A 26,212-nucleotide genomic window follows, 5' to 3' on the forward strand; every position below is an offset into this window, starting at 1 on the left:
CGTCATCGTGACGTCGATCTGGCGCGCCGCAACCTGGCCGCCGACTTTTCCCCCGACGGCTCGCCGGCCACGCTGCTGCACCTGGCCGTCGTCTGCGCCGAAGACATGCCGCGCTTTACGCCCGCGCTGGCCGCGAGCGATGCGAGTCCGCTGACGCGCACCCTGGCCGACCGCCTGCGCGGCCTGTGCCGCGCCATGAACGTGCCGGCGGTGCCGGAGACGCCCCCCACGCGCATCGCCGCGCCCGTGCTGCTGCTGTCCGGCGCACTGGACCCGGTCACGCCGCCGCGCCGCGCCCAGGACGCCGCCCGTTTCATGGACCATGCGCAGCTGCTGACGGCGCCGAACGTCGGCCACGGCGTGTCGCAACTGGGCTGCGCCCCGCGCCTGTTGCGCACCTTCCTCGACCGGCCCGACGCGAAAGTCGACGGCGCCTGCCTGAACGAGATCCCGGCCCCGACCTTCCAGCTCGGCAGCGCCGGACCACAACCCTGAACACAGGCCTCTCCTTATGATCGAAGCACAAGAAGTCCGCAAGCACTTTGGCGCCGTGCAGGCGCTGGGAGGCGTCAGCTTCACGGCGCGCGACGGTCACATCACCGCGCTGCTGGGTCCCAACGGCGCCGGCAAGACGACCCTGCTGCGCACGCTCGTCGGGATGCTCAAGCGCGACCACGGAACGATTGCCATCGACGGCATCGACCCGGAACGCGACCCGCTCGCCGTGCGCGCCAACATCGGCTTCCTGACCGACCAGTTCGGGCTGTACGAGCGCCTGTCCACGCGCGAATACCTCACCTATTTCGGCGAATTGAACGGCATGGACGAACGCGCGCTCGCCGCACGCATCGACGAGGTCGCGGAAATGCTCGCGATGGACGACATCCTGGAACGCCGCAGCAAAGGATTTTCGCAGGGCCAGCGCATCAAGGTGGCCCTCGCGCGCGCGCTGCTGCACCGTCCGCGCCACCTGCTGCTGGACGAGCCCACGCGCGGCCTGGACGTGATGAGCACGCGCGCCGTGCGCCATGCGCTGTCCACGCTGCGCAAGGAAGGATGCTGCGTCGTGATGGCCACGCACGTGATGCAGGAGGTGAGTCATCTCTGCGACGACGTGATCGTCATCGCCAAGGGCCATACCGTGGCCCAGGGCACGCCGGACGACCTGTGCCGCCGCACCGGCATCGCCAACCTGGAAGACGCGTTCGTCCGCCTGGTCGGCACCGACGAAGGGATCGTCTCATGAACCGCCCGCATCAAAAACTCAAATTCCTGGTCGTCTTCAAGAAAGAACTCCGCGAATCACTGCGCGACAAGCGCTCGCTCGGCCTCCTCGCCCTGTTCACGCTGATGTACCCGGTGCTGCTGGGCGTCCTGCTGCACCAGTGGATCGACCGCGCGACGAAACCCGAGCGCGAAGGCATCGTGCTGGCCGTGATCGGCGGCGCGCAGGCGCCCACGTTGATGGCCCAGCTGAAGCAGAAGAACGTCACCGTGCGCGACACGCCGCCCATGGACGAAGCCGCGATCGGCGACTTGCTGCGCGCCCACAAGGCCGCCGCCGTGCTGCGCCTGCCCGGCAAGTACGCGAGCGACTACGCCGCGATGCGGCCCGCGCGCATCGAGCTGTGGTTCGACTCGTCGACCGAGCAGGATGGCCGGCGCGACGTCGAGGACGTGCTGAACGCCTACGGCGCCAACATCGCCAGCGCGCGCCTGCTGGCGCACGGCGTGTCGCCGGCCGCGCTGTCGCCCGTGCAGGTGCAGCGCTACGACACGGGCACGACGGCCGCGCGCTCGGCCGGCGTCATCGGCGGCATCCTCGGCTTCCTGTTCTTCCCCGCGTTCATTTGCGGCCTGTCCGCGGCTGTGGATTCCACGGCGGGCGAACGCGAACGGCGCTCGCTCGAAGTGCTGATGGCGCAACCCGTGCGCACGTGGGAGCTCGTCGCCGGCAAGTGGCTCGCCGCCGCGGCGCTGGCCGTCATCGGCATCACGCTGGAGCTGATGCTGGCGCATGCGATCCTGTCGTGGATGCCGCTGGAAGAAATCGGCATGAGCTGGCGCGTGGGCTGGGGACGGCTGCTGCTCGTCTGCCTCGCCTCCGTGCCGCTGTCGCTGTTCGCGGCCGCCATGCAGATCGCGGTGGCGATGAACGCGCGCTCGTTCAAGGAGGCACAGAGCGTGCTGTCGATCGTGATGCTGGTGCCGATGCTGCCGGGGCTCGCCGTGTCGATGCTGGAGCTCAAAACGGCATCCTGGATGTACCTCGTGCCGATGCTGTCGAACCAGACCCTGCTGCGCGAGACGGCGAAGGGCGGCGACATCGGCCTGCTGCCGTTCGTGCTGACGTTCCTGTGCTCCGCCCTCGCGGCGTGGGCGGCCGTCGCATTCGCCGCGTGGCGCATGAAGAGCGAGCGTTACGTGCTGGCCGTCTGAAGCCGCGTCAGCACGGACCGCCGCGCTGGCTTAGAATGGTCGTCTTTACCTGTCAAACGAAGCGGAGAAATCGATGGAAGTCAAAGTCAGCTGGAACGGACCCTCCGGGATGAGCTTCCGGGCCGAAACCGGCTCCGGCCACCTGGTGAACATGGATGGCGCCCCCGAGGGCGGCGGCCACAACCTGGCACCGCGCCCGATGGAAATGGTGCTGCTGGGTACCGGCGGCTGCACCGCCTACGACGTCGTGCTGATCCTCAAGCGCAGCCGGGAAGACGTGCGCGGCTGCGACGTCACGCTGAAGGCCGAGCGCGCCGAGACGGATCCGAAGGTGTTCACGAAGATCCACTTCCACTTCACCGTCACGGGCCGCAACCTCAAGGAGGCGACCGTCGAACGCGCGGTCAACCTGTCGCACGACAAATACTGCTCGGCGTCGATCATGCTGGCCAAGACGGCCGAAATCACGCACTCGTTCGAGATCGTCGAGGGCTGAAGCCTTAGATGTAGTACGCCGTCGTGGTCATCACCTTGGCCATGGCGCGCATCGCGGCCTTGACCGGCAACGGCATCTCGGCCGCGCCCATTTCCTGCGCCTTCGCACCGTGTTCGATCTCGTCGTCGCGCATCTGCGTGACGATCGCGCGCGACTTCGCGTCTTGCGGCGGCAGCTCGTCGAGGTGGCTGTTCAGGTGCGCCTCGACCTGGCGCTCCGTCTCCACGACGAAGCCGAGGCTGACGGCGTCGCCCAGGCGCGACGCGGCCAATCCCAGCGCATAGGCGCCGGCATACCACAGCGGATTGAGGAGGCTCGGCTGCGAACCCAGTTCGGCCAGGCGTTCGGCCGTCCAGGCCAGGTGGTCTTCTTCCTCGCGTCCGGATTTGGCGAACTGCGCGCGCATGGCCTGCGTCGACGCGCGGCGGCCCTGGGCGTCGTACAGCGCCTGGGCGCACACTTCGCCCACGTGGTTCACGCGCATCAGGCCGGCGCTGTGGCGCTGTTCCTGGGCATTCAGTTCGCAGTCCGGGGCCGCGACACCGGGATTCGGCCGCGCGGCCTTCGCCACGCCGCCCACGACGCGCAGGGCCTTGTCGAAGCCGACGATCAGGTGGTCAAGGGGGTTGATGGTGCGGGTTGTCATGAGGGACCTTTTCCAGCTTGTTGTTCGATAACCCGAATTATATGCCCTCGCCCGTACGCTTCCGCGCCTCCAGCCAGTCGTGCACGGGCCCGTCCACCTCCAGCTTCGAGATGTTCTTCGCGACGCCCAGGTTCAGTTCCAGCAGGAACGGGATCGAATCCGGCGGCACGTCGGTGCACGTCGTCGTGAAGGCCTTCATGAAACGCTCGGATTGCACGACCGGCAACACATCCTTGCCGCTCATGAATTGCAGGACGCTCGTGATCGTGTGTCCGCCGCCGATCGTGTGGTAGATGAACCGGTTGAACTCGCGGTCCACGGTCTTGAAATCGATGGTTTCCTTCGTCATCAGGTTGGCCAGGTAGTACAGGCCGACGGCGACGCGGAACCAGTCCGTCGACTCGGCCCGGGTGCGGCCCTGGCGCGTCACGGCCAGGATGTTGTCCTTGTTGATGAGAGTATCCATAAGGCCATTATGCATGTTCTTGCCCGGCCGGGATATCACCGACAATGTTGCCAGAATAGACATGAGTCATTCCACGTTGTATGCTGGCCTGCATCCTGCTCCCGCTTTTCTGCACTCTGGACTTGTGAAAACGCCGTGTGTCGCACCGCTGCTGCCGGGTCGGCTCCTTTTTAATACAATGCAACAGTCATGAAATACGTGCATTGTCACGAGCAATGGAGTCTCCATGGAATTACAAATCCGCAACTTGTCCAAGACCTATGCCAATGGCGTGGTCGCGCTGGACAGGGTCTCGCTGAGCATCCCGCCCGGGATGTTCGGCCTGCTCGGTCCCAACGGCGCCGGCAAGTCGACCCTGATGCGGATCCTCGCCACGCTGCAGGAATGCGACAGCGGCTCCGTGTTCCTGGACGACATCGACGTGCTCGACGAAAAGGATGAAGTGCGCCGCCTGCTGGGCTATCTGCCGCAGGACTTCGGCGTGTACCCGAAAGTGAGCGCGTACGAACTGCTCGACCATTTCGCGCAACTGAAAGGCCTGTCGCAGCGCCACCGCCGGCGCGAAGTCGTCGACGCGCTGCTGCAGCAGACCAATCTGTTCGAGGTGCGCAACCAGAAAATGGGCACCTTCTCCGGCGGCATGCGCCAGCGCTTCGGCATCGCCCAGGCCCTGCTCGGCGACCCGCAGCTGATCATCGTCGACGAGCCGACGGCCGGCCTCGACCCGCAGGAACGGGTGCGCTTCCACAACCTGCTGTCCGACATCGGCGAGGACAAGACCGTGATCCTGTCCACGCACATCGTGTCCGACGTGGCCGACCTGTGCGCCAACATGGCGATCATCAACAAGGGCCACGTGCTGCTGTGCGGCGAGCCGGTGCGCCTCATCGAAGGCATCGAGGGCAAGATCTGGGCGCGGGTCGTCAGCAAGGCGGACCTGCCCGCGTTCCAGAAGCGCCACACCGTCATCTCCACGCGCCTGCTGTCCGGCCGCACGCTGATCCACGTGTACGCCGACCGCTATCCCGGCGACGACTTCGAGCCGATCCACCCGACCCTGGAAGACGTCTACTTCGCCACCATTGCCGGCCGCCACAACGACATGGCCGGGAACTGCTGATTCATGGGCGCGCTCCTCGCCATCGCCGGCTTCGAGGCCCGGCAGCGCCTGAAGCTGCTGTCGACCTGGGTGTATTTCCTTGCCTTCTTCGCGCTGGCCCTGCTGTGGATGGCCGCCGCGGGCGGCGTGTTCAAGGAAGCCTTCGTCTCGTTCGGCGGCCGCGTGCTGATCAACGCGCCGCGCCAGATCGCGCTGAGCGCCGCGTTCCTCGGCTCCCTCGGCGTCATCGTCGTCGCCGCGATGATGGGCCGCTCGGTGCAGCAGGACTTCGAATACGAGATGCACCACTTCTTCTTCAGCGCCCCGATCCCGAAGTACGCGTACGTGTTCGGACGCTTCCTCGGCGCGCTGGCGACGCTCGCCGTCGTGTTCTCGGCCATCCTGTTCGGCACCCTGCTGGGGGCCGCGCTGCCCGGCATCGATCCCGATCGCCTCGGGCCGTATTCCGTCGCGGGCTACCTGCTGCCCTACTTCCTTACCCTGCTGCCGAACCTGTTCATCTTCGGCGCCATCTTCTTCGTGCTCGCGGCGCTCACGCGGCGCATGCTGCCTGTCTACGTCGCCAGCGTCGTCATGCTGATCGGGTACATCGTCGCCCCGTCGCTGGCACGCGACCTCGATTACAAGACGCTCGCCGCGCTGATCGACCCATTCGGCACGACGGCGCTGATCCGCCTCACCGAGTACTGGAACCTCACGGAGCGCAACACGCTGCAGGTCCCGTTCGCAGGCGTCTATCTGATCAATCGCGCCATCTGGTCGCTGTTTTCGCTCGTCGTCCTGCTGCTCGGCTACTGGCGCTTCAGCTTCGTGTCCACGCCGGCCGGCAGGCGCGGCCAGGCGCGGCTCGAACCGGAAAGCGCGCCGCAAACGCCGGCCGGCATGGCCGGCATGCACGAGCCGCCCGACTTCGCCGCGCGCAACCTCGCCGTGCTGCTGGCCAGGTCGAGCTGGATGAATCTGCGCGAGGCGGTCAAGAACGTCTACTTCGCCGTGATCGTCCTGGCCGGCATGCTGACCCTCGTCGTCAGCTCGCTGGACCTGGGCGCGATCTACGGCACCAAGACCTACCCCGTCACCTACATGGTGCTGGAACTCATACGCGACGTGTTCGCGCTGTTCGTCCTCATCGTGACGACGTTCTATGCGGGAGAGATGGTGTGGCGCGAGCGCGAGGCGCGCATGGCGCAGATCATGGATGCGCTGCCCGTCCCGAGCTGGCTGCCGCTGGCCGCCAAGACCATCGCCCTCGTCGGCCTGCAGGCCCTGCTGCTGCTGGCCGCGATGGTGTGCGGCATGGGCATCCAGCTGGCGCACGGCTACCTGACGCTGGAACCGGGCCTGTACCTGACGACGCTGTTCGGCATCCTGCTGCCCCGCTACGTGCTGCTGGCCGTGCTGGCGATTGCCGCCCAGGCCATCCTGAACCATAAATACCTCGCGTACTTCGCGCTGGTCACCTATTACGTCGTCACGCTGTTCCTCGGCGGCTTCGGCCTCGACCACCCGATGCTCGTGTACGGCGCGCTGCCGGACATCACGTATTCCGCGATGAACGGCTTCGGCCACTCCCTGCCGCTGCAGCGCACCCTGCAAATCTACTGGGGCGGCGCAGCGATCGTCCTGTTCACCATCGCGCTCGTGCTGTGGCCGCGCGGCGTCAGCGACAGCTTCGCCGAACGCCTGCAGCTCGCCCGCCAGCGCCTGACGCCGGGCGTGCTCGCCGGCTTCGCGGCCGGCATCCTCGTGTTCGCGGCCAGCGGCGGCCTGCTGTGGTACAGCCTCGTCCACCTCGGCACCTACCAGACTGCATGGCACAAGGAACAGGTACGCGCCGACTACGAGCTGCGCTACAAACGATTCGCGAAACTGCCGCAGCCGCGCATCACCGACGTCGGCCTGCAGGTCGACATCCATCCCGACACGCGCACGCTGAAGGTGCACGGCTTCTATCAACTGGAAAACCGGACGGCTTCTCCGATCCGCGACGTCATCCTGTTCCAGAAGCCCGGTCCCGACTTCCGTCCGCGCTTCGCGCAGGCGGCGCGGCTGCTGCGCGCCGATCCGCAGCACGGCTTCTATCACTACCTGCTGGCGTCTCCCCTGCTGCCGGGCGCGCGCACGGCGCTGGAATTCGACCTGCTGGACGCGCCGGGCGGCGTGCTGGGCCTGGGCCGCGACACGGCTGTCGTCGGCAACGGCACCTTCTTCAGCAATGAGGTGCTGCCGCACGTGGGCTACCAGCGCACGGTCGAGCTGGAAGATGACCGCGACCGCAAGCGCCACGGCCTCGCGCCGCGCGAGCGCATGGCCGCGCACGAGAACGAAGCGGCGCGCGCGAACAGCTACGTCGCCAACGACGCCGACTGGATCCGCTTCGACGCCGTCGTCAGCACGAGCCCGGACCAGACCGTGGTCGCGCCGGGCATGCTGGAGCAGGAATGGATGAGCGGCGGCCGGCGCTGGTTCCATTACAAGGCCGACAAACCCGTACTGAATTTTTATACGTTCCAGTCGGCCCGCTACGACGTGCGCCACGACCGCTGGCAGGACGTGACGATCGACGTCTACTACCACCCCGGCCACGAATTCAATGTCGACCGCATGATCCGCGGCGCCAAGGCGGCGCTTGAATACGGCACGAAGCACTTCAGCCCCTACCAGAACCGCGAGCTGCGCATCGCGGAATTCCCCCGCTACGCGTCGTACGCGCAGGCGGCGCCGGGCACGATCCCGTTCTCGGAAAGCGTCGGCTTCATCGCCAAGGTCGATCCGGACTCGCGCAAGGACATCGATTACCCGTATTACGTGAGCGCGCACGAGGTGGGCCACCAGTGGTGGGCGCACCAGATCGTCGGCGCCGACATGCGCGGCGCGACCGTGCTGTCGGAAAGCCTGGCCGAATACACGGCGCTGATGTCGATGAAGAACACGCTGGGCTCCAGCAAGATGCGGCGCTTCCTGCGCTACGACCTCGAGGAATACCTGATGGGCCGCGCGCGCGAGAACAAGAAGGAGCTGCCGCTCGCGCAGAACGAGAACCAGAGCTACATCCACTACCACAAGGGCAGCCTCGCGATGTATCTGCTGCAGGACCTGGTCGGCGAGGATGCCGTCAACGGCGTGCTGCACGGCCTGCTGCTGGAGTATGCGTACAAGGGGCCGCCGTATCCGACCGTGGCGACGCTCGTCGAGCGCCTGCGCGGCATCACGCCGCCGGACAAGGCCTACCTGATCGACGACCTGTTCGAGTCCATCGTCCTGTACGAAAACCATGTCGACGGCGCGATGGCGCGCCGCCGCCCGGACGGCAAATACGAGGTCGAGATCCGCGCCACGGCCGGCAAGGTGCGCGCCGGCGACCAGGGCGAGGAACAGCCGCAACAGCTGCGCGACTACATCGAATTCGGCGTCGACGACGAAGCGGGCAACCCGCTCGCGCGCGAGCGCAGGCTCGTGACGCAGGCCGACCAGCGGGTCGTCCTGGTGGTCGCCGGCCGGCCCGCACGGGCCGGTATCGACCCCGACAACAAGCTGATTGACAGGAAACCGACAGACAACATGCAGCCTGTCGACATGCACTGAACTTCACGTTATGATCTGGTCACAATATCCTGCTAGGAGACCTTCATGCCTATCGTCGCCGAACTGGCCGCCCAGATCCAGCAACTGTCCGCGCAGGACAGGCACGAGCTGTTGCGTCTGCTGATGGTGGACAGCGACGACGGCGACCAGGATGCCGACGAAGCGTGGCGCAACGAGATCGTGCGCCGCGTGAAGGCGATCCGCAACGGCGAAGCGGCCATCCGCGCACTGCAGGACGACTGGCGCGAGTAACGCCGGCGCTGAAGATAAAAAAAACCGCGATGCCGGATGGGTCGCGGTTTTTTTACGTCGTCATTCCCGCGCAAGCGGGAAACCATACTGAGTTCCGGAACTCGATGCATTGGCAATAAAGCAGATGCTTCGAATTCTGTACGTCAGCATGGGTCCCCGCTTTCGCGGGGACGACGTGAGGTCTATTCGCCGGCGACCGCCTTCTTGGACGCCGTCGCACGCTTCGCCGGCGCCTTGCGGGCCGCGGCCGTCTTGGCCGGGGCCTTGGTCGCAGCAGCCTTGGCCGCCGGCTTTGCCGCCGCCTTGCGCGCGGCCGGCTTGGCGGCCGCCGTCTCCGCGCCGCTGTCGGCACCGTCACCCTCGTCCTTCGCCTTCGCGCCCGGCTTGGCCTTGCGCTCCTCGAACTCGAAGCTGATCTTGCCGTCCTTGCCACGCACGAGGAAGGCCTTGAACGAGCGGCGGGTGCGCTGCGACACGAAGCCCGGCAGCAGATCGGTCTTGCCGTCGTTCAGCAGCTTGGCCATCTGCTCCGGCAGGATTTCCTGCTGCAGGATGATGCGGCTGCTGCGGAAATCGCAGGTCTTCGGCTTGGCCACCGTGTGCTCGCAGACGTACGCGAGGCCCATCTCGTAGACGTTGCCGGTGCATTTCGGACACGGGCCGAGCGGCGTCTGGCCGGTGAAGTCGACGCCCTCGCCGTCCTCGCCCTCGTCCTGGTCCTGGCCGAAGTCGAATTCCAGCTTGTAGTTGTGGATGTCCTCGTCGCGCACGATGCGCAGGATCGCGGCGAACGGCCGGCCCATCTTCGAGCGGAAGCCCTGCAGCGGGCCGATCGTGCGGTTGGCCAGCAGTTCCTCGACTTCCTCGATCTCGAACTGGCGTCCGCCCGGCACCTTGCTCATCGAGAAATCGCACTTGGTGCACGCGAAGCGGCGGTAGTTTTCCTTGACGACGCCACCGCAGTTCGGGCACGGCGTGCGCAACGTCGCGTACTCGCCCGGGATCGTGTCGTTGTTGTACTCCTTGGCGCGCTTGACGATGATCTCGGTCATCTCGGCGATCTCGCGCATGAATTCTTCGCGCGAAATCTGGCCCTTTTCCATCTGCGACAGCTTGTATTCCCACTCGCCCGTCAGTTCCGGCGCCGTGAGTTCGTTGACGCCGAGGCCGCGCAGCAGGGTCATCAGCTGGAACGCCTTGGCGGTCGGGATCAGCTCGCGCCCTTCACGCAGCAGGTATTTTTCCGTCAACAGCCCTTCGATGATCGCCGCGCGCGTGGCCGGCGTGCCGAGGCCCTTGCCGGCCATCGCGTCGCGCAGTTCGTCGGAATCGACCAGCTTGCCGGCACCTTCCATCGCCGACAGCAGCGTCGCTTCGTTGTAGCGTGCAGGCGGCTTGGTGACGAGGCCGTTGGCGTTGACCTTTTCGGTGAGCACCTTCTCGCCCTTCGCCACCGGCACGAGGCTGGCGCCGTCCTTGTCGTCGCCCGTCGTGTCCTTGCCGTACACGGCCAGCCAGCCGGGGTTCGTCATGACCTTGCCCTCGGTCTTGAACTGGTGGCCTTCCACTTCCGTGTAGCGGGTCGTGACGAGGAATTCCGCGGCCGGGAAGAACACGGCCATGAAGCGGCGGGTGACGAGGTCGTACAGCTTCTGTTCCGGCTCGGACAGGTTCTTCGGCACGACGCCGGTCGGGATGATCGCGAAGTGGTCCGAGATCTTGCTGTTGTCGAAGATGCGCTTGTTCGGCTTGACCCAGCCCTTGTCCAGGATCTGCTTGGCGAACTGGTGGTAGTTCGAATTGCCTTTCAACACTTCCAGGGTCGACTTGACGGTGTCCAGGTAGTCTTCCGGCAGCGCGCGCGCATCGGTACGGGGATAGGTCAGCACCTTGTGCTTTTCGTACAGCGCCTGGGCCAGGCCCAGCGTGTTCTTGGCCGAGAAGCCGAAGCGGCCGTTGGCCTCGCGCTGCAGCGACGTCAGGTCGAACAGCGCCGGCGCCATCGACGTGGTCGGTTTCGATTCCTCGGTGACATTACCCTGCTTGCCCATGCAAGCGGCGACGATCGCTTCCGCGTCGACCTTCGACCACAGGCGCTCGGCGCGCTTTTCCGGGTCGGCGTCGTCCTTCTTGAACTTCGTGTCGAGCCAGCGGCCTTCGTACATGCCGGCCCCGGCGCGGAATTCCGCGCGCACTTCCCAGTAATCGCGCGGGACGAATTTCTTGATCTTCTCTTCGCGCTCGACGACGATCGACAGGGTCGGCGTCTGCACGCGGCCCACGGTCGTCAGGTAGAAGCCGCCTTCCTTCGAGTTGAACGCGGTCATCGCGCGGGTGCCGTTGATGCCGATCAGCCAGTCCGCTTCCGAGCGGCAACGTGCGGCATCGGCGAGCGGCAGCATTTCCTTGTCGCTACGCAGGTGCGCGAAGCCGTCGCGGATCGCGGTCGGCGTCATCGACTGCAGCCACAGGCGCTTGACGGTCTGCTTGGCCTTGGCGTTCTGGGCGATCAGGCGGAAGATCAGTTCACCTTCGCGGCCCGCGTCGCATGCGTTGATCAGGGTATCGACATCCTTGCGCTTGATCAGCTTGTTCAGCACTTTGAGGCGCGACTCGGTCTTCGCGATGGGATTCAGCGCGAAGTACGGCGGAATCATCGGCAGGTGCGTAAAACTCCATTTGCCGCGCTTGACGTCGTATTCCTCGGGCACCGCGATTTCCAGCAGGTGGCCGACGGCGGACGACAGGACGTATTCGTCGGATTCGAAATACTCATCGTGCTTGGTAAAGCCGCCGAGCGCCTTGGCGATGTCGTTCGCCACGGAGGGCTTTTCGGCAATGATGAGGGCTTTGGTCATAGGGTTCCTAAGTCGGGCGGCAATGTAAGCCGGCCGTTTGATAGCTTATTAGTAACAACTGGCAGATAGCGGCCAATGATAAGCGGGTTGCCGCGCAATCCGCAAGTAGACTCTGCCTGCGTGCGCCTTGATGCAACCCGGTCATGCCGCCTTGAAAAATACGCTTGATCTTGCTTTGCCGCAAGAAAAAACGGGGCCGCAGCCCCGTTTCACTATGTAGATGATAGCACCGTCAATGCAGCAGGCGCGGCGCCGCATCTTCCTCGTCCGACCCGAACAGGTCGTCGAACATCAGCGCGTCCGGCTCCTTGCCCTGGCTCCACAGGAGCATCAGGACGATGATCTTCAGCTTGCCCAGCGTGACAGGCGATTCGTCCAGCGCGAGCGCGCGTTCGATGACGATCTCGCGCTGCGACGCGGTCAACAGGCCGGCCAGCTCCAGGAACTGGATGAAGCCGACGGCGGCACTGCCGAGCGCATCGACTTCCTGGGCGATATAAAAGCGGGTACCGCTCGATTCGAGGGCAGGGTTGGTGGTCCCGGCCATTTCTGTCAGGCCATTCAGCCAGTCCAGTGCCTCGGAAATTTCGACATCGTCGAAACCGACGGCAGACAGCTTGCGTGCCAGGGCAGCCGGCTCAGGGCAGGCATCGGGACGATAATACGTCTCGTAAAGATAGACTAGGATGTCGAACATGGTGACGCTACTGTAGCAGCTAAGCTCCGTGCGGCACAAGTGCGTCACGTGCTCCACTGCCGTGCGGAAACATCAGCGTTGTTTATCGGCCTTATCGCCTTCGCCACCATATTTTCCGTGCATTATCGTCTGGATGAGGCCTCCCGGCAGCCGTTCGAGACGCCCCGACAACTCCAGCACGAGCAGGCGCGCGGCCAGTTCTCCGGGGCTACAGCCGAGGCGCGCCAGCAATATGTCGGGTTCGACGGGGTCGTGGCCGAGGGCGTCCAGCAGCGCGGCGTCCGCCGGTGCGCTGGGATGCCCGGCGGCACTGTTATCGATCTTGGTATCTGTTAACGACATATCTGGCGGGGGTATCCGGGCCGCTTGCCGGGCCACCAGCGGCGACAGCGCGAGCGCTTCCAGCACGTCCCGCGCCGTGTCGACGAGCTTCGCGCCTTCGCGGATCAGCATGTGGCAGCCCTTGGCCAGCGCGGCGTGAATCGAGCCGGGAATCGCGAACACGTCGCGCCCCTGCTCGGCCGCCTGGCGCGCCGTGATCAGCGAGCCGGACTGTACCGCCGCCTCGACGACAAGCACGCCGGCCGCGAGGCCGCTGATGATCCTGTTCCGTTTCGGGAAATTGCCCGGCAGGGGCGGCGTGCCGACCGGATACTCGCTGACGATGCAGCCTTCGTGCGCGATGCGCTCGCACAGGTCGCGGTTACGGGCGGGATAGGCAATGTCCGCCCCGGTGCCGACGACGGCGATCGTCCCGCCGCAACGGCGCAACGCGCCCTCGTGCGCGGCCGCGTCGATGCCGAGCGCGAGGCCGGACACGATGCACAGGCCGGCACCGGACAACGCTTCCGCGAACGCCAGCGCATTCGCCCTGCCCTGCGCGCTGGCATTGCGGCTGCCGACGATCGCCAGGCACGGTCCATCCAGCACCTGGGGCAGCCCTCTAATATAAAGAAGCAAAGGCGGATCGGGGATCCGGGCCAGCAGGTCGGGATAGCCGGGCTCGCCCAGCGCGACGACGTAGCGGCCGGGCTGCGCAAGCCAGTCCAGCGTGGCATCCAGCAGTTTGCGGGTGGCATCGGACGGCGGTTGCAGCAGCGCGTGCGCCTGGGCCGGGTGCACGCGGGCGGCCAGTGCCGAATAGTCGGCGGCGAACACGGCGTCCGGGCTGCCGAACGCGTCCAGCAGCGCGGCGGCCGTGCGCGGTCCGATGCCGGCGGTGCGCTCCAGGCGGAGCCAGGCTGCCAGGGAAGAGGATCGTGCAGGCGCTGCGGAAAGGTCCGTGTCCTGCACGGTGGATTCACTCCGGTGATCGTGCGACGTCGCCGACCTGCACCGGCTGCGTCACCTGCATGACCAGTCCGTAAGAGACGTGGTCGAAAACCCGGAAGATGAACAGGTCGCCGTATTGCTCGTCCGGGAGCCTCAGTTTCGCCTTGCCGAGCCCAAGGAAACCTTTGCTTTCCGGGTCCGTCACGGTCTGCCCGAGATGATAAAGCTGCAGCACGGCGCCGACATCGAGTCCGTCAAGCGTGCCCCGGTTGACAGTCACCACCTGGTTCTGCGAGGCGTAATTCGATTCGGACGCGAGCGCCATCACGCGCGCCGCCACCGGCCGCGCGGGCGCGTGCGGGACATAGTTGCGCACCGGCGTGGGCGGCGTGGGCAACAGACGATCGCCGACGCCCATTTCCTTCACGGAGCGGGTGACGGCGAACGTGTGGACGTCCGTGCCCGGCCCCGCTTCCTTCACGAGGCGGGCCGTGCCGACATACGCCGCTTCGTGGGCAACGACCTTGCCGGACTCCGGATCGACCAGTTCCTTGCCCGGCCGGAAGACCTGGAAACTGGTTGCGCCGTCGAGCGCGCCGCGCACATAGACGCGGTCGCCCTCGCCCAGGTACAGCCGGTCTTCCTGCGCGGCGACAATGCGCGCGGCATTCGCCAGTGCCTGCGCCTCGACGACGAGCGGCTGGGTCAGGAACGGTTCGATCGCGCCGGCGGGAATCGCGGGCACGGCATTATCCTCGCCAAGGTTTTCCGTGCGCAATTGCGGTGAGAGACGCACGAGGGGCGGCTGGCCGGCATCCGTGTCGCTGCCCGGCTTGTTCAGGGTCAGGCGGCCGCGGGCGCGGTCGAAATAGACGACCTGGCCCGGATAGATCCAGTGCGGATTGCGGATTTCGTCGCGGTTCATGCCCCACACCTGGGGCCAGCACCATGGGTGCTCGAGGAAGGCGCCGGAAATATCCCACAAGGTATCGCCCTTGACGACGACGTGCTGGTCCGGGGCATTCGGGCGGAACGCGCAGTTCGTGGCGGCCTGGGCGGAAACGGCGGCGCTGGAGACGAAAAGGGCCGCGGCGGCGGCGCGGATCGCGAGCGACCGGGCAACGCCTGTGCTAAAATTTTTCATTGGAGAGTCCGTAAAGTGCCGTATCGACACGGGTGCTGCGCCACCTCGGCCGGCAACAACGCAGGAACCAGACGACTCTTCGACCGCGCAGCGGATCATGAAGGGTCGCAATAGTTGCCTTACTGAATCAAATTCTGCCGAGAAATCCCTGAACTAGCAAGACAAACCGCACCCGGCAGCGGGGGCGGCGTGTTGCGTTTATGCCCGCGCGGCCCAATATACCGATTACTGATTGATTTCGAATACACAGCCATGGCCTTACTGAACATTCTCCGCTACCCCGACCCGCGCCTGCACAAGGTTGCCAAGCCGGTCACCGAATTCGGCGACCGCCTCCACACGCTGGTGGCGGACATGGCCGAGACCATGTACGACGCCCCGGGCGTGGGCCTGGCCGCCACGCAGGTCGACGTGCACGAGCGCGTCGTCGTCATCGACGTGACCGAGACCAAGGACAACCTGCTGGTCTTCGTCAACCCGGAAATCGTCTGGTCCAGCCCGGACAAGCAGGTCTATGACGAAGGCTGCCTGTCCGTGCCGGGCATCTATGACGGCGTCGAGCGTCCGTCGCGCGTAAAAGTGCGCGCCGTCGACCAGTTCAACAAGCCGTTCGAGCTCGAGGCCGACGGCCTGCTGGCCGTGTGCATCCAGCACGAACTGGACCACTTGATGGGCAAGGTCTTCGTGGAATACCTGTCGCCGCTGAAGCGCAACCGCATCAAGACGAAGCTGCAGAAGGAAGAACGCGACATGCAGCGCTCGTCCGCCCGCCGCGCATGAGCAGGGAGAAAATGCGGGTCGTCTTCGCCGGCACGCCGGAATTCGCCGCCGTCGCCCTGCGCGCCCTGCTCGACGCGGGATTCAATGTCCCGCTCGTGCTGACCCAGCCGGACCGCCCGGCCGGCCGCGGCATGCAGTTGCAGGCGTCCGCCGTGAAGCAGGTCGCCGTCGCGCACTCTATCTCCGTGTTGCAGCCGCTGTCGCTGCGCATGGATGCGAAGGATCCGCAACGCGCGGCCGAAGCGAAGGCCGCGCACGAGCGCCTGCTGGCGACGGAGTACGACGTGATGGTCGTGGCGGCCTACGGCCTGATCCTGCCCCGCTCCACGCTGGACATCAAGCCGTGTATCAATATCCACGGCTCAATCCTGCCCCGCTGGCGCGGCGCCGCCCCGATCCACCGCGCGATCGAAGCGGGCGATGCCGAGACGGGCGTCACGATCATGGAAATGGAAGAAGGCCTGGACACGGGCCCGATGCTGCTGATCGAACGCATCGACATCGGCGCTACCGACACGACCGGCGGCCTGCACGACAAGCTGGCCGCGCTCGGTGGCCGCATGATCGTCGAAGCTCTGCAGAAAATGGCGCAGGGACAACTGGAAGCCGTCCCCCAGCCGGAAGACGGCGTGACCTATGCGGCCAAGATCGGCAAGGAAGAAGCGAAGCTGGACTGGACGCTGCCCGCCGTCGAGCTGGCGCGCAAGGTGCGTGCGTTCAACCCGTTCCCAGGCGCGCATGGCCAGGCGGGCGCGACCACGATCAAGATCTGGAACGCCCAACCGGCGGACGGTCACGGCCAGCCGGGCCAGGTGCTGCAGGCGGATGCGCAGGGCATCGTCGTCGCGTGCGGTACCGGTGCGCTGCGCCTGACTGAGTTGCAAAAGCCGGGCGGCAAGCGCCTGGCGGCGGGCGAGTTCCTGAAAGGCTTTTCGTTCGACGGGCTCGCGTTCGCGTGACAACCTGCAGCAATAATGAAGAAGGGCATCAACCGGTTCGCGCCGGGTGATGCCCTTTTGCTATCTGTCGGATGGCATGCCGTTCCGGCATCAGGTCTGCAGTTCAGCGGGGCGCTGTGCCCCGACCATCAGGACATGAAAGGAATCAGTGCTGCTCGCCCTGAGCACGCACGCGATTCGCTTCCATGTATTCACGCAGGACCTGGTTGATGCGGGTCTGGTAGCCGGGGCCAGCCGACTTGAACCATTCCAGCATGTCCACATCCAGGCGGATGGTGACGATTTGTTTCACGCCGGCGACAGCGTGGGTCTTGGCCGGGGTGTTGTCTTCGTTGCGGACTGCCGACTGGTCCCACTCAGGCTCATATTCTTTATTCATTTGCAATTCTTCCCATTTTGGCGGCGGAGCGACGGTCCGCACTTTCCGTTGATTGGACTGATACAGATCAATGAAACCGCGCCAGCGGCGGTCTCAATGGGATTTATTGTCACCTCTGTATGTATCCGGGAAATTGCTAATATGGGGCAATTTGTATCCCAATGTAACAATACGACAGTTGAAACAATACGTTACAAGCGTCTTTACATTCGCGTCCGATTTCGAGCGAACCGTGGCCCTTGGGCCGCACCAGAAACAAACTCGGCCAGTAACGGTATAATCACAGACCCGCCTCATATTTATCCAGCCGCTCTCAGGAAAGCCCTACGATGAACACCGCCGTCCACGCCATGTCCCCCGTCGAAGCCCAGCTGCGCGAAGCCCTCGCCCAACGCATCATGATCCTGGACGGCGCGATGGGCACGATCATCCAGCAATACAAGCTCGACGAACAGGCCTACCGCGGTGGCCCGACGGGCCGCTTCATCGATTTCGCCGCACCGGCCGACAGTGGAGCACGCGAGCTGTTCGTCAAGGGCAATAACGAATTGCTGAACCTGACGCAGCCGCAGATCATCCAGGAAATCCACGAACGCTACCTGGCCGCCGGCGCCGACATCATCGAGACGAACACATTCGGCGCCACCAGCGTCGCCCAGGACGACTACCACATGGCCCACCTCGTGCGCGAGATGAACGTGGCAGCCGCGAAGCTCGCCCGTGCCGCCTGCGTGAAATACTCGACGCCGGACAAGCCCCGCTACGCCGCCGGCGCCCTCGGCCCGACGCCGAAGACGGCCTCCATTTCGCCGGACGTGAACGACCCGGCCGCGCGCAACGTGACGTTCGACCAGCTCGTGACGGCGTATTACGAACAGGTCGATGCGCTCGTCGAGGGCGGCGTCGACCTGCTGCTCGTCGAGACCATCTTCGACACGCTGAACTGCAAGGCCGCGCTGTTCGCCATCGACCAGTACTTCACCGAGCATCCGGAAACGCCGCGCGTGCCGCTGATGATCTCCGGCACCGTCACCGACGCGTCGGGCCGCATCCTGTCCGGCCAGACCGTGTCTGCGTTCTGGAATTCCGTGCGCCACGCGAAGCCGCTGACGATCGGCCTGAACTGCGCGCTGGGCGCCGCCCTGATGCGCCCGTACGCCGAAGAACTCTCCCAGATTGCCGAGACGTTCGTCTGCATCTACCCGAACGCCGGCCTGCCCAACCCGATGAGCGACACGGGCTTCGACGAACTGCCGTCCGACACCTCGGCCCTGCTGCGCGAATTCGCCGACGCCGGCTTCGTCAACATCGCCGGCGGCTGCTGCGGCACGACGCCGGAACACATCCAGGCCATCGGCGAGCTGCTGAAGGACTGCCCGCCGCGCACCGTGCCCGAGATCCCCGTCGCGCTGCGCCTGTCCGGCCTGGAGCCGTTCGTCGTCGACGACACCTCGCTGTTCGTCAACGTCGGCGAGCGCACCAACGTCACGGGCTCGAAGGCGTTCGCGCGCATGATCCTGAACGAGCAGTTCGACGAGGCCCTGTCCGTCGCGCGCCAGCAGGTCGAGAACGGCGCCCAGGTCATCGACATCAACATGGACGAGGCGATGCTCGATTCGCAGGCCGCGATGACGCGCTTCCTGAACCTGATCGCGTCGGAACCGGACATCTCGCGCGTGCCGATCATGATCGACTCGTCGAAGTGGTCCGTGATCGAAGCGGGCCTGAAATGCGTGCAGGGCAAGGCCATCGTGAACTCGATCTCGATGAAGGAAGGCGAAGAAGAATTCCTGCGCCAGGCCTCGCTGTGCCGGCGCTACGGCGCCGCCGTCATCGTGATGGCCTTCGACGAGAAGGGCCAGGCCGACACGTTCGAGCGCAAGATCGAGATCTGCGCGCGCGCGTACAAGGTATTGACAGAGCGAGTGGGCTTCCCGCCGGAAGACATCATCTTCGACCCGAACATCTTCGCGATCGCCACCGGCATCGAGGAGCACGACAACTACGCCGTCGACTTCATCAACGCCACGCGCTGGATCCGCGAGCACCTGCCGTACGCGAAGGTGTCGGGCGGGGTCTCCAACGTGTCGTTCTCGTTCCGCGGCAACGACCCGGCCCGTGAAGCGATCCACACGGTGTTCCTGTACCACGCCATCAAGGCCGGCATGACGATGGGTATCGTCAACGCGGGCATGGTCGGCGTGTACGACGACCTCGATCCGATACTCCGCGAGCGCGTGGAAGACGTGGTGCTGAACCGCCGTCCAGATGCCACCGAGCGCATGATCGAATTCGCCGGCACCCTGAAGGCCGGCGGCGCGAAGCAGGAACAGAACCTCGAGTGGCGCAACGCGCCCGTCGGCAAGCGCCTGTCGCACGCGCTCGTGCACGGCATCACGCAGTGGATCGTCGAGGACACCGAAGAAGCGCGCCAGCAGATCGCCGCGGGAGGCGGCCGTCCGATCCAGGTGATCGAAGGCCCGCTGATGGACGGCATGAACGTCGTCGGCGACCTGTTCGGCCAGGGCAAGATGTTCCTGCCGCAGGTCGTGAAATCGGCGCGCGTGATGAAGCAGGCCGTGGCCCACCTGATCCCGTTCATCGAGGAAGAAAAGGCGGCCGAAGAAGCGCGCACCGGCATCGTCGCGAAGCCGAAGGGCAAGATGGTGATCGCCACGGTGAAAGGCGACGTGCACGACATCGGCAAGAACATCGTCTCCGTGGTCCTGCAATGTAATAACTTCGAGATCGTCAACATGGGCGTCATGGTGCCCGCGTCCGAGATCCTCGCGAAAGCGAAGGCAGAGAACGCGGACATCATCGGCCTGTCCGGCCTGATCACGCCGTCGCTCGAAGAGATGGCCCACGTCGCGCGCGAGATGCAGCGCGACCCGTGGTTCCGCGACCGCCGCATTCCGCTGCTGATCGGCGGCGCGACGACGAGCCGCGCGCACACCGCCGTCAAGATCGCGCCGCACTACGAAGGCCCGGTCGTGTACGTGCCGGACGCATCGCGCTCCGTCTCCGTCGGCCAGTCGCTCGTGACGGCGGATACGCGCGACGGCTACGTCGCCGAGATCGCCGAGGACTACCAACGCATCCGCGAACAGCACGCGAACAAGAAGGCGCTGCCGATGGTGAGCCTGGAGCAGGCGCGCGCCAACAAGGCGCAGCTCGCGTTTTCGCCCGCGAAGCCGAAGTTCGTCGGCCGCCGCGTCTTCAAGAACGTCGACCTGGGTACCCTCGCACGCTACATCGACTGGGGCCCGTTCTTCCAGACGTGGGACCTGGCCGGCCCGTACCCCGCGATCCTGACGGACGAGGTGGTGGGCGAAGCGGCGGCGAAGGTGTTCGAGGAAGGCCAGGCGATGCTGAAGAAGATCATCGACGGCCGCTGGCTCACCGCGAACGGCGCCATCGCGCTGCTCCCGGCGAACACCGTGGGCGACGACGACATCGAGATCTACACGGACGACACCCGCAGCGAAGTCGCCTTCACGTACTACGGCCTGCGCCAGCAGGGCGTCAAGCCCGTCGTCGACGGCGTGCAGCGTCCGAACCAGTGCCTGGCCGACTTCATCGCGCCGAAATCGTCCGGCATCGCCGACTACATCGGCATGTTCGCCGTAACCGCGGGCATCGGTGCCGAGAAGATCGAGAAGCGCTTCGAGGCCGAGGGCGACGACTACTCGTCGATCATGGTCAAGGCCCTGGCCGACCGCCTGGCCGAAGCCTTCGCCGAATACATGCACGAGCGCGTCCGCACGGACCTGTGGGGTTATGTCGCGGACGAGAAGCTGTCGAACGAGGCCCTGATCAAGGAAGAATACGTGGGCATCCGTCCGGCGCCGGGCTATCCGGCATGCCCGGAGCACACCGTCAAGGCGGACCTGTTCAAGACCCTGCAGGCCGACGAGATCGGGATGCAGCTGACGGAATCGTTCGCGATGTATCCGGGAGCCGCCGTGTCGGGCTTCTACTTCTCGCATCCGGAATCGAAGTATTTCGTGGTCGGCAAGATCGGGCAGGATCAGCTCGAGGACATGGCGAAGCGCCGCGGCATGGCCAAGGACGAGTTGGAGCGCTATCTCGCGCCGAATCTCTGATCGAACTGCGCGTGGGCACGGGGTGCCCACGCGTATTCAGCCGCGACGGTGCGGCTACATCAAGCTGGTTCAGATGGCGTAACGCACCACGGAATCACTCCACTGGAATGCGGACATCTCCAGCTCGATCATGTCGTCACCCGAGATCTGCAGCTCCTTCAAGGTGGGCAGCACGAGTTCCGTGTTTTCGTCGGCCTGCTCGATGCTCTCTGAGAGCTTGAGCAGCTCGCCGAAGAAACCGGCGCGGCCCACGAGGGCTTGCCGCACTTCGTCGCTGACGGGGATTTGTTCGACGATCTCGGTCATCGGGATGCCGAACAGGACGTCCATCAGCGACATGATGCCGACCGTGAACGCGATGTCCGCGACGGCCCGCTGGCCGGGACGCAGGCGCTGGGCCAGCAGCTCCATCAGGCGGCCGCGCGTCGTGGCCAGCATCAGCAACGGCGTCTGGTTGTGGCCGCGCGTGGCCGGCTCCGCGTACAGCATGATCTGCAGCCAGCGCTGCAGCTGGCGCCGGCCCAGCACGAGCAGGGCCTGGCTGACGGAATCGATGCGCTGCGTCGCGCCCACGGCCGGCGTGTTCACGAGGCGCAGCAGGTTCAGCGCGAGCGTCACGTCGCGCTTGACGGCCTTTTCGATGTCGGCATTGTCCGCGTCCGACATCACGAGGTTCATCAGGTCGACGACGGCCAGCTGCGACGGCGACAGCTTGCGGCCGCCCAGCACGGACGGACGCGCGAAATAATAGCCCTGGAAGTAGTCGAAGCCGAGGTTCATCGCGGCCTGGTAGGTGTCGCGCGTCTCGACCTTTTCCGCGACCACGGTCTTTTCCATGCCGTGCAGGCGGCGCACGAGGTTCGGCAGCTGCGCGGGCGGCACGCTGCGCAGGTCCAGCTTGACGAAGGCGGCCAGCGGCAGCAGGCGTTGCAGGCGCAGGCTGTCGCCGTCGACGCCGTCCAGCGCGAAGCGGAAGCCGTGGCCCTCGAGCGCGCGCATGCGCGCCAGCAGGTCGTCGTCGGGCACGACGTCGGACACGATCTCGAGGATCGTCCGGTCGCGCGGCAGGAAGGCGAAGATGTCGCTCGCGAGGACTTCGGCGTCCACGTTCAGGAAGCAGGTGGCGTCGCCGATCGCGCGCGCGAGGCCCAGTTGCGCCGCATGGGCGATCACGGCGGCCGTCGCGGACAGGCCGGTCTCGTCGGCCTCGCCCTGGCGCGCGCTGCGGAACAGCAGCTCGTAGCCGTACAGGGCCTGGTTGCGGTCGAGAACGGGCTGGCGCCCCAGGTAGAAGTCACGCACGCGCAGGGGATAGTTCGCGTGGTCCAGGCTCGCGGCGGTATCGGTCATCATGGACTCTTGTAGCAAGGGAACGTAGCTACTTTAACGCATTCCGCCGCCCGGTGACTATGTGAAAATGATTTCCTGTAAAAAACTTTGTCAGGATTGCGGCAGGCCGTCCACGAAAACCTTCAGTTCACCCGGCGCGAATTCCGTCCACGTTTCGTTGGTCGTGAGTGGCGTCGTGACGATGATGGCCACGCGGTCGTTCGGCGTCGTCACCTGTGAAAAATCGACGGACAGGTCTTCGTCGGCGAGGCAGGCGGCCGTGAACGGATACTTGCGCACGACGTAGCACAGCTTCGTCGAGCAGTGCGCGAACAGCGCCGTGCCGTCGGACAGCATCATGTTGAACGTGCCGTAGCGGGCAATGATGGCGACGAGGTCGGCGATGGCGGCGCGCAGCACGGGCATGGCGGGGGGCGTGGCGCCGAAGCGGTCGCGCAATTGCTGCAGCAGGAAGCAGAAGGCCCGCTCGCTGTCGGTATTGCCGACCGGACGGTACGGCCCGTCGAGGACGGGCTCGAACCCCTTGAGGTCGCCGTTGTGGGCGAACACCCAGTAGCGGCCCCACATCTCGCGCACGAACGGATGGCAGTTTTCCAGCGCCACCTGGCCCTGCGTGGCCTTGCGGATGTGGGCGATGACGTTCAGCGACTTGATCGGGTAATGCTTGATCAGTTCCGCGATCGGCGACGCGATGGCGGCCTGGTGATCGACGAAATGGCGCACGCCGGATCCCTCGAAGAACGCAATGCCCCAGCCGTCGTGGTGCGTGTCCGTGCGTCCGCCCCGATGGGCGAAGCCGGTGAAACTAAACACGATGTCCGTCGGGACATTGCAATTCATGGCGAGTAGCTGACACATGGGTCAAGCTTACCATGCGCGAACACAAAGCCGGTATGGGGAAAATGTGATTGGAATGCGGATGGTGCCCTGCGTCGCCGGCCCGAACAAGGCTGCGTAACGCAGGTGCGGCAGAGCAGTGGCCGGACGTCCTGTCCGGCCCGGGGAGAGACTCAGTGCAGGACGACGGGCTGGCTCATGAGGGTATCGTACGAACCCAGGAAATCGTCGATTTCCTCCATGGTCGGCTCGCTCGCGATCAGGTTGTTGACATCTCGCCGGAACGCTTGCGCCAGTTTGCCGCCGATGAACGCCTCGCGCCGGCCGGACTTGTCGACGATCTCGTAGCCGCCGAAGCGCAGGGCCTCGAGGTTGTGATCGACGCCAAATTCGACAACGCTGTACTGTTCGCTGTTATAGATCATGTTCATGATGACTCCTTCACTCGATCAGATGGGTGCAAGGGCCGCCCGGCGGCGGACGGCTCTTTGCTGGCCTTTCCACTTTCGTTCCACTTCAACTACGAGGTGGGGCCACGACGAACCGAATTCAAGAACCTCTACAACTTGTTACGAATGCCATCAACACGCTGCGGAAGATTCAGGCCTTCAGGTCGGAAGTCAGCCGTAACAGCTGATCGTATGGCTCGGACTGCAGCCACGATCGCAACTGATCAAGATGCCCGCTGTCCGCGACACCGATGAAGATACGGCGGGGTCGTTGGCGCAGCAGTCGATTCAATGTTACACGCAAAACGAGATTGCCGGTGCAGCACAGGCAACCGGGCGCGATCCGCGCAAGCGTCTGCCCGGGAGGAAGGTCGTCGAGGGGGGAACTGCCGGACGCGAGGCCTTCAAGGACGATGGCCTGCGAGATGGGATGCACCCGGTCCTCATGCAGATCGGAAAGGTGGGCGGCGATGGCCGCTTCGCGCGCGGCGGCGCCCGGACCGGTGACGAGCGTCAGGACGGTGCGCGCATCGTCCTGGTCTCCGGGATTACTGTGCACTCTTCTTGCCCAACTTGCCCGGTTCGACGCCGAGCTGCTTGAGCTTGCGATACAGGTGGGTCCGTTCCAGGCCCGTCTTTTCGGCCACGCGCGTCATGGACCCGCCTTCGCGGCCCAGGTGGTGTTCGAAGTACATACGCTCGAACGCGTCGCGCGCCTCGCGCAGCGGCAGGTCGAACGACAGCGTGTAGCCGTGCGCATGCGCCTCGCCGTTGCTGACCGGACGGGCCATGCCCATCGACGCCCCCATCGCCCCGCCCTGCGGCTGCGGTGCATACATCGGCTGCGCGACGGCGCTCGGCTCCGGCACGGGCGCGGAGACGGAGGCGACGGTCGCCATCGGACGCGGCGCGATCGCCGGGGCGCGCGCCACTTCCTGGCCGCGCTGCAGGCCCTGCTGCACCGCTTTCAACAGTTTTTGCAGGGCGATCGGTTTTTCCAGGAAATTCAGGGCGCCGATGCGGGTCGCTTCCACGGCGGTGTCGATGGTGGCGTGGCCGGACATCATGATGACCGGCATCGTCAACAGGCCGTCGCGCTGCCACTCCTTGAGGAGGGTGACGCCGTCGGTATCGGGCATCCAGATGTCGAGCAGCACCAGGTCGGGGGTGCCCTGCTGGCGCGCCTGGCGGGCCTGCTGCGCGTTTTCCGCCAGCTGGACCGCGTGTCCCTCGTCGCCAAGGATTTCCGAGAGCAGCTCGCGGATGCCCATTTCATCGTCAACTACGAGTATGTTCGCCATCTTGTTATGCCTTTTATGATCTGACTCTCTCCGTGCACGTCGAAAAACCTACTGCGCGTTGCACTGCGGTCCTGCGATGCTCGCTGTACTTTCGTACAGCTGCGCTTCTCGAACCGCATTGCGGCCGCTCGCGACGGTTTTTCGAGGCGCCCGTTCCAGCCAAGATTTTATGCGCGATTCACGCTTCGGCCAAGTTCGCCTCTGGCGCTAACTTTAACAGCAAAATCGATACCGAAGCGCCACTTCCGTCGGCGCGGTTGGCGACGTCGATCCGGCCGCCATGTTCGTCGACGATCTTCTTGACCATCGGCAGGCCCAGGCCGGTGCCGCGCGCCTTCGACGTGACGTACGGTTCGAAGGCCCGCGACAGGATCTTCGGCGCGAAACCGGGCCCGTTGTCGACGATCGCCAGGCGCACCGCGGTGCCCGTGCCGCCGTCGGCGCCGACATAGTGGATGGCTTCCGTCACGATGTCGATACGGGGCGGGTCGTCCCGCCCCGGACGGTCGGCCAGCGCGTCCTGCGCGTTCTGCAGCAGGTTGTGGATCACCTGGCGCAGCTGGGTCGCGTCGCCCATCACGCGCGGCAGGCCGGGGGCGAGCGACGGGTGGATCACGTCCGAGCCATCCTCGGACAGGTACAGGTTCAGGATCTCGTCGATCAGGTCGTTCAGGTCCAGCGGGTGCAGCACGGCCGGCGGCGTGCGCGCGTAGTCGCGGAAGTCGTCGACCATGCGCTTCATCGCGGCCACCTGGCTCACGATGGTGTCGGTGGCCTTGTTGAGGAGTGCCGCCGCATCCGGGTCGACGCGGTCGGCCAGCTTCATCTGCAGGCGTTCGGCCGACAGCTGGATCGGCGTGAGCGGGTTCTTGATCTCGTGCGCGAGGCGGCGCGCGACCTCGCCCCAGGCGACCGAGCGCTGGGCCGAGATCACGTCGGAGATGTCGTCGAACACGACGATGAAGCCGCTGCCCGCCCCCACCGGCAGGCGCGAGCCGCGCGCGAGCAGGGTGAGGTCGTGGTCGTCGTCGGTGCCGGGGCGGCGCGGGATCTCGATCTGCTGCTGCCAGTGCGCC

23 protein-coding genes are annotated in these 26,212 nt (G+C 65.4%); 10 read left to right on the plus strand and 13 right to left on the minus strand.

The annotated features are described in order from the left end of the window. The 4 genes from ACEN88_RS04585 to ACEN88_RS04600 form a co-directional block, all read left to right on the plus strand. On the plus strand, positions 1 to 495 hold a 495-nt coding region (locus ACEN88_RS04585; RefSeq protein WP_413337611.1), incomplete at its 5' end, for an alpha/beta hydrolase. Between the two features lie 16 nt (positions 496 to 511). Beyond that, the gene (locus tag ACEN88_RS04590) at positions 512 to 1,246 is read left to right on the plus strand and encodes an ATP-binding cassette domain-containing protein (RefSeq protein WP_413337612.1); all 735 of its coding nucleotides are present in this window, start codon (positions 512 to 514) and stop codon (positions 1,244 to 1,246) included. Continuing rightward, positions 1,243 to 2,439: an ABC transporter permease gene (locus ACEN88_RS04595; RefSeq protein WP_413337613.1), complete on the plus strand. Its 1,197-nt coding sequence runs from the start codon at positions 1,243 to 1,245 to the stop codon at positions 2,437 to 2,439. Before ACEN88_RS04590 ends, ACEN88_RS04595 begins: the two co-directional genes overlap by 4 nt. Before the next feature lie 73 nt (positions 2,440 to 2,512). Further along, positions 2,513 to 2,935 carry an OsmC family protein gene (locus tag ACEN88_RS04600; RefSeq protein ID WP_036235392.1) on the plus strand — a complete coding sequence of 141 codons (423 nt, stop codon included), beginning with the start codon at positions 2,513 to 2,515 and terminating at the stop codon, positions 2,933 to 2,935. 4 nt (positions 2,936 to 2,939) lie between these two features. On the opposite strand, the gene coq7 is transcribed toward ACEN88_RS04600, so the two are convergent. Both coq7 and ACEN88_RS04610 read right to left on the minus strand, forming a co-directional pair. Beyond that, complete coding sequence (gene coq7, locus ACEN88_RS04605) at positions 2,940 to 3,581, minus strand: 2-polyprenyl-3-methyl-6-methoxy-1,4-benzoquinone monooxygenase (RefSeq protein WP_413337614.1); 642 nt, start codon at positions 3,579 to 3,581, stop codon at positions 2,940 to 2,942. Between the two features lie 37 nt (positions 3,582 to 3,618). Further along, positions 3,619 to 4,047: a hypothetical protein gene (locus ACEN88_RS04610; protein ID WP_413337615.1), complete on the minus strand. Its 429-nt coding sequence runs from the start codon at positions 4,045 to 4,047 to the stop codon at positions 3,619 to 3,621. 226 nt (positions 4,048 to 4,273) lie between these two features. On the opposite strand from ACEN88_RS04610, the gene ACEN88_RS04615 reads away from it, so the two are divergent. Genes ACEN88_RS04615 through ACEN88_RS04625 form a run of 3 tightly spaced genes read left to right on the plus strand, consistent with a single transcriptional unit; the run spans position 4,274 to position 9,004 of the window. Then, on the plus strand, positions 4,274 to 5,167 hold the full coding sequence (locus ACEN88_RS04615; protein WP_413337616.1) for an ABC transporter ATP-binding protein: 894 nt from the start codon (positions 4,274 to 4,276) through the stop codon (positions 5,165 to 5,167). A gap of 3 nt (positions 5,168 to 5,170) precedes the next feature. Next, a complete protein-coding gene (locus tag ACEN88_RS04620; protein ID WP_413337617.1) occupies positions 5,171 to 8,752 on the plus strand; it encodes a M1 family aminopeptidase in 3,582 nt (1,193 codons plus the stop codon). Positions 8,753 to 8,797: 45 nt separating this feature from the next. Continuing rightward, the gene (locus ACEN88_RS04625; RefSeq protein WP_056122293.1) at positions 8,798 to 9,004 is read left to right on the plus strand and encodes an addiction module protein; all 207 of its coding nucleotides are present in this window, start codon (positions 8,798 to 8,800) and stop codon (positions 9,002 to 9,004) included. Between the two features lie 182 nt (positions 9,005 to 9,186). Here ACEN88_RS04625 and ACEN88_RS04630 read toward each other — a convergent pair whose 3' ends face one another. The 4 genes from ACEN88_RS04630 to ACEN88_RS04645 form a co-directional block, all read right to left on the minus strand. Beyond that, positions 9,187 to 11,862: a DNA topoisomerase III gene (locus ACEN88_RS04630; protein WP_413337618.1), complete on the minus strand. Its 2,676-nt coding sequence runs from the start codon at positions 11,860 to 11,862 to the stop codon at positions 9,187 to 9,189. A gap of 232 nt (positions 11,863 to 12,094) precedes the next feature. After that, a complete protein-coding gene (locus tag ACEN88_RS04635; RefSeq protein WP_413337619.1) occupies positions 12,095 to 12,559 on the minus strand; it encodes a DUF494 family protein in 465 nt (154 codons plus the stop codon). 72 nt (positions 12,560 to 12,631) lie between these two features. After that, entirely contained in the window at positions 12,632 to 13,852 is a 1,221-nt protein-coding gene (dprA, locus tag ACEN88_RS04640) for a DNA-processing protein DprA (RefSeq protein WP_413337620.1), read from the minus strand. 7 nt (positions 13,853 to 13,859) lie between these two features. Further along, entirely contained in the window at positions 13,860 to 14,975 is a 1,116-nt protein-coding gene (locus ACEN88_RS04645; protein WP_413337621.1) for a LysM peptidoglycan-binding domain-containing protein, read from the minus strand. 252 nt (positions 14,976 to 15,227) lie between these two features. Between ACEN88_RS04645 and def the strand changes: the two genes are divergently transcribed. Beyond that, on the plus strand, positions 15,228 to 15,755 hold the full coding sequence (gene def / locus ACEN88_RS04650) for a peptide deformylase (RefSeq protein WP_413337622.1): 528 nt from the start codon (positions 15,228 to 15,230) through the stop codon (positions 15,753 to 15,755). Positions 15,756 to 15,766: 11 nt separating this feature from the next. Continuing rightward, positions 15,767 to 16,714 carry a methionyl-tRNA formyltransferase gene (gene fmt / locus ACEN88_RS04655; protein WP_413337629.1) on the plus strand — a complete coding sequence of 316 codons (948 nt, stop codon included), beginning with the start codon at positions 15,767 to 15,769 and terminating at the stop codon, positions 16,712 to 16,714. Positions 16,715 to 16,859: 145 nt separating this feature from the next. Here the strand turns inward: fmt and ACEN88_RS04660 are convergent, their stop codons facing one another. After that, entirely contained in the window at positions 16,860 to 17,093 is a 234-nt protein-coding gene (locus tag ACEN88_RS04660; protein WP_413337623.1) for a BrnA antitoxin family protein, read from the minus strand. Positions 17,094 to 17,443: 350 nt separating this feature from the next. Between ACEN88_RS04660 and metH the strand changes: the two genes are divergently transcribed. After that, on the plus strand, positions 17,444 to 21,199 hold the full coding sequence (gene metH, locus ACEN88_RS04665) for a methionine synthase (RefSeq protein ID WP_413337630.1): 3,756 nt from the start codon (positions 17,444 to 17,446) through the stop codon (positions 21,197 to 21,199). A gap of 69 nt (positions 21,200 to 21,268) precedes the next feature. Here the strand turns inward: metH and ACEN88_RS04670 are convergent, their stop codons facing one another. From ACEN88_RS04670 to ACEN88_RS04695, 6 genes are all read right to left on the minus strand, one after another. Further along, entirely contained in the window at positions 21,269 to 22,549 is a 1,281-nt protein-coding gene (locus ACEN88_RS04670; RefSeq protein ID WP_413337624.1) for an EAL and HDOD domain-containing protein, read from the minus strand. 90 nt (positions 22,550 to 22,639) lie between these two features. Continuing rightward, positions 22,640 to 23,407 carry a class II glutamine amidotransferase gene (locus tag ACEN88_RS04675; protein ID WP_413337625.1) on the minus strand — a complete coding sequence of 256 codons (768 nt, stop codon included), beginning with the start codon at positions 23,405 to 23,407 and terminating at the stop codon, positions 22,640 to 22,642. Positions 23,408 to 23,559: 152 nt separating this feature from the next. Continuing rightward, positions 23,560 to 23,817, minus strand: a complete 258-nt coding sequence (locus tag ACEN88_RS04680; RefSeq protein ID WP_036235350.1) for a DUF3567 domain-containing protein — start codon at positions 23,815 to 23,817, stop codon at positions 23,560 to 23,562. A 169-nt stretch (positions 23,818 to 23,986) separates the two neighbouring features. Beyond that, the gene (locus tag ACEN88_RS04685; RefSeq protein WP_413337626.1) at positions 23,987 to 24,394 is read right to left on the minus strand and encodes a GTPase; all 408 of its coding nucleotides are present in this window, start codon (positions 24,392 to 24,394) and stop codon (positions 23,987 to 23,989) included. Continuing rightward, positions 24,384 to 25,136, minus strand: a complete 753-nt coding sequence (locus tag ACEN88_RS04690) for a response regulator (RefSeq protein WP_413337627.1) — start codon at positions 25,134 to 25,136, stop codon at positions 24,384 to 24,386. The genes ACEN88_RS04685 and ACEN88_RS04690 overlap by 11 nt, the downstream gene beginning before the upstream one ends. A 178-nt stretch (positions 25,137 to 25,314) precedes the next feature. Further along, a partial coding sequence (locus tag ACEN88_RS04695; RefSeq protein ID WP_413337628.1) for a sensor histidine kinase occupies positions 25,315 to 26,212 on the minus strand: 898 nt, incomplete at its 5' end.

It is taken from the genome of Massilia sp. CT11-108 (assembly GCF_047302915.1).
GTDB lineage: Bacteria > Pseudomonadota > Gammaproteobacteria > Burkholderiales > Burkholderiaceae_D > Telluria > Telluria orientalis.

Coding starts and splice junctions, on each gene's coding strand:
- ACEN88_RS04590 (WP_413337612.1), top strand. CDS start 512: ATGATCGAAGCACAAGAAGTCCGCAAGCACTTTGGCGCCGTGCAGGCG.
- ACEN88_RS04595 (WP_413337613.1), top strand. CDS start 1,243: ATGAACCGCCCGCATCAAAAACTCAAATTCCTGGTCGTCTTCAAGAAA.
- ACEN88_RS04600 (WP_036235392.1), top strand. CDS start 2,513: ATGGAAGTCAAAGTCAGCTGGAACGGACCCTCCGGGATGAGCTTCCGG.
- coq7 (WP_413337614.1), bottom strand. CDS start 3,581: ATGACAACCCGCACCATCAACCCCCTTGACCACCTGATCGTCGGCTTC.
- ACEN88_RS04610 (WP_413337615.1), bottom strand. CDS start 4,047: ATGGATACTCTCATCAACAAGGACAACATCCTGGCCGTGACGCGCCAG.
- ACEN88_RS04615 (WP_413337616.1), top strand. CDS start 4,274: ATGGAATTACAAATCCGCAACTTGTCCAAGACCTATGCCAATGGCGTG.
- ACEN88_RS04620 (WP_413337617.1), top strand. CDS start 5,171: ATGGGCGCGCTCCTCGCCATCGCCGGCTTCGAGGCCCGGCAGCGCCTG.
- ACEN88_RS04625 (WP_056122293.1), top strand. CDS start 8,798: ATGCCTATCGTCGCCGAACTGGCCGCCCAGATCCAGCAACTGTCCGCG.
- ACEN88_RS04630 (WP_413337618.1), bottom strand. CDS start 11,862: ATGACCAAAGCCCTCATCATTGCCGAAAAGCCCTCCGTGGCGAACGAC.
- ACEN88_RS04635 (WP_413337619.1), bottom strand. CDS start 12,559: ATGTTCGACATCCTAGTCTATCTTTACGAGACGTATTATCGTCCCGAT.
- ACEN88_RS04645 (WP_413337621.1), bottom strand. CDS start 14,975: ATGAAAAATTTTAGCACAGGCGTTGCCCGGTCGCTCGCGATCCGCGCC.
- def (WP_413337622.1), top strand. CDS start 15,228: ATGGCCTTACTGAACATTCTCCGCTACCCCGACCCGCGCCTGCACAAG.
- fmt (WP_413337629.1), top strand. CDS start 15,767: ATGCGGGTCGTCTTCGCCGGCACGCCGGAATTCGCCGCCGTCGCCCTG.
- ACEN88_RS04660 (WP_413337623.1), bottom strand. CDS start 17,093: ATGAATAAAGAATATGAGCCTGAGTGGGACCAGTCGGCAGTCCGCAAC.
- metH (WP_413337630.1), top strand. CDS start 17,444: ATGTCCCCCGTCGAAGCCCAGCTGCGCGAAGCCCTCGCCCAACGCATC.
- ACEN88_RS04670 (WP_413337624.1), bottom strand. CDS start 22,549: ATGACCGATACCGCCGCGAGCCTGGACCACGCGAACTATCCCCTGCGC.
- ACEN88_RS04675 (WP_413337625.1), bottom strand. CDS start 23,407: ATGTGTCAGCTACTCGCCATGAATTGCAATGTCCCGACGGACATCGTG.
- ACEN88_RS04680 (WP_036235350.1), bottom strand. CDS start 23,817: ATGAACATGATCTATAACAGCGAACAGTACAGCGTTGTCGAATTTGGC.
- ACEN88_RS04690 (WP_413337627.1), bottom strand. CDS start 25,136: ATGGCGAACATACTCGTAGTTGACGATGAAATGGGCATCCGCGAGCTG.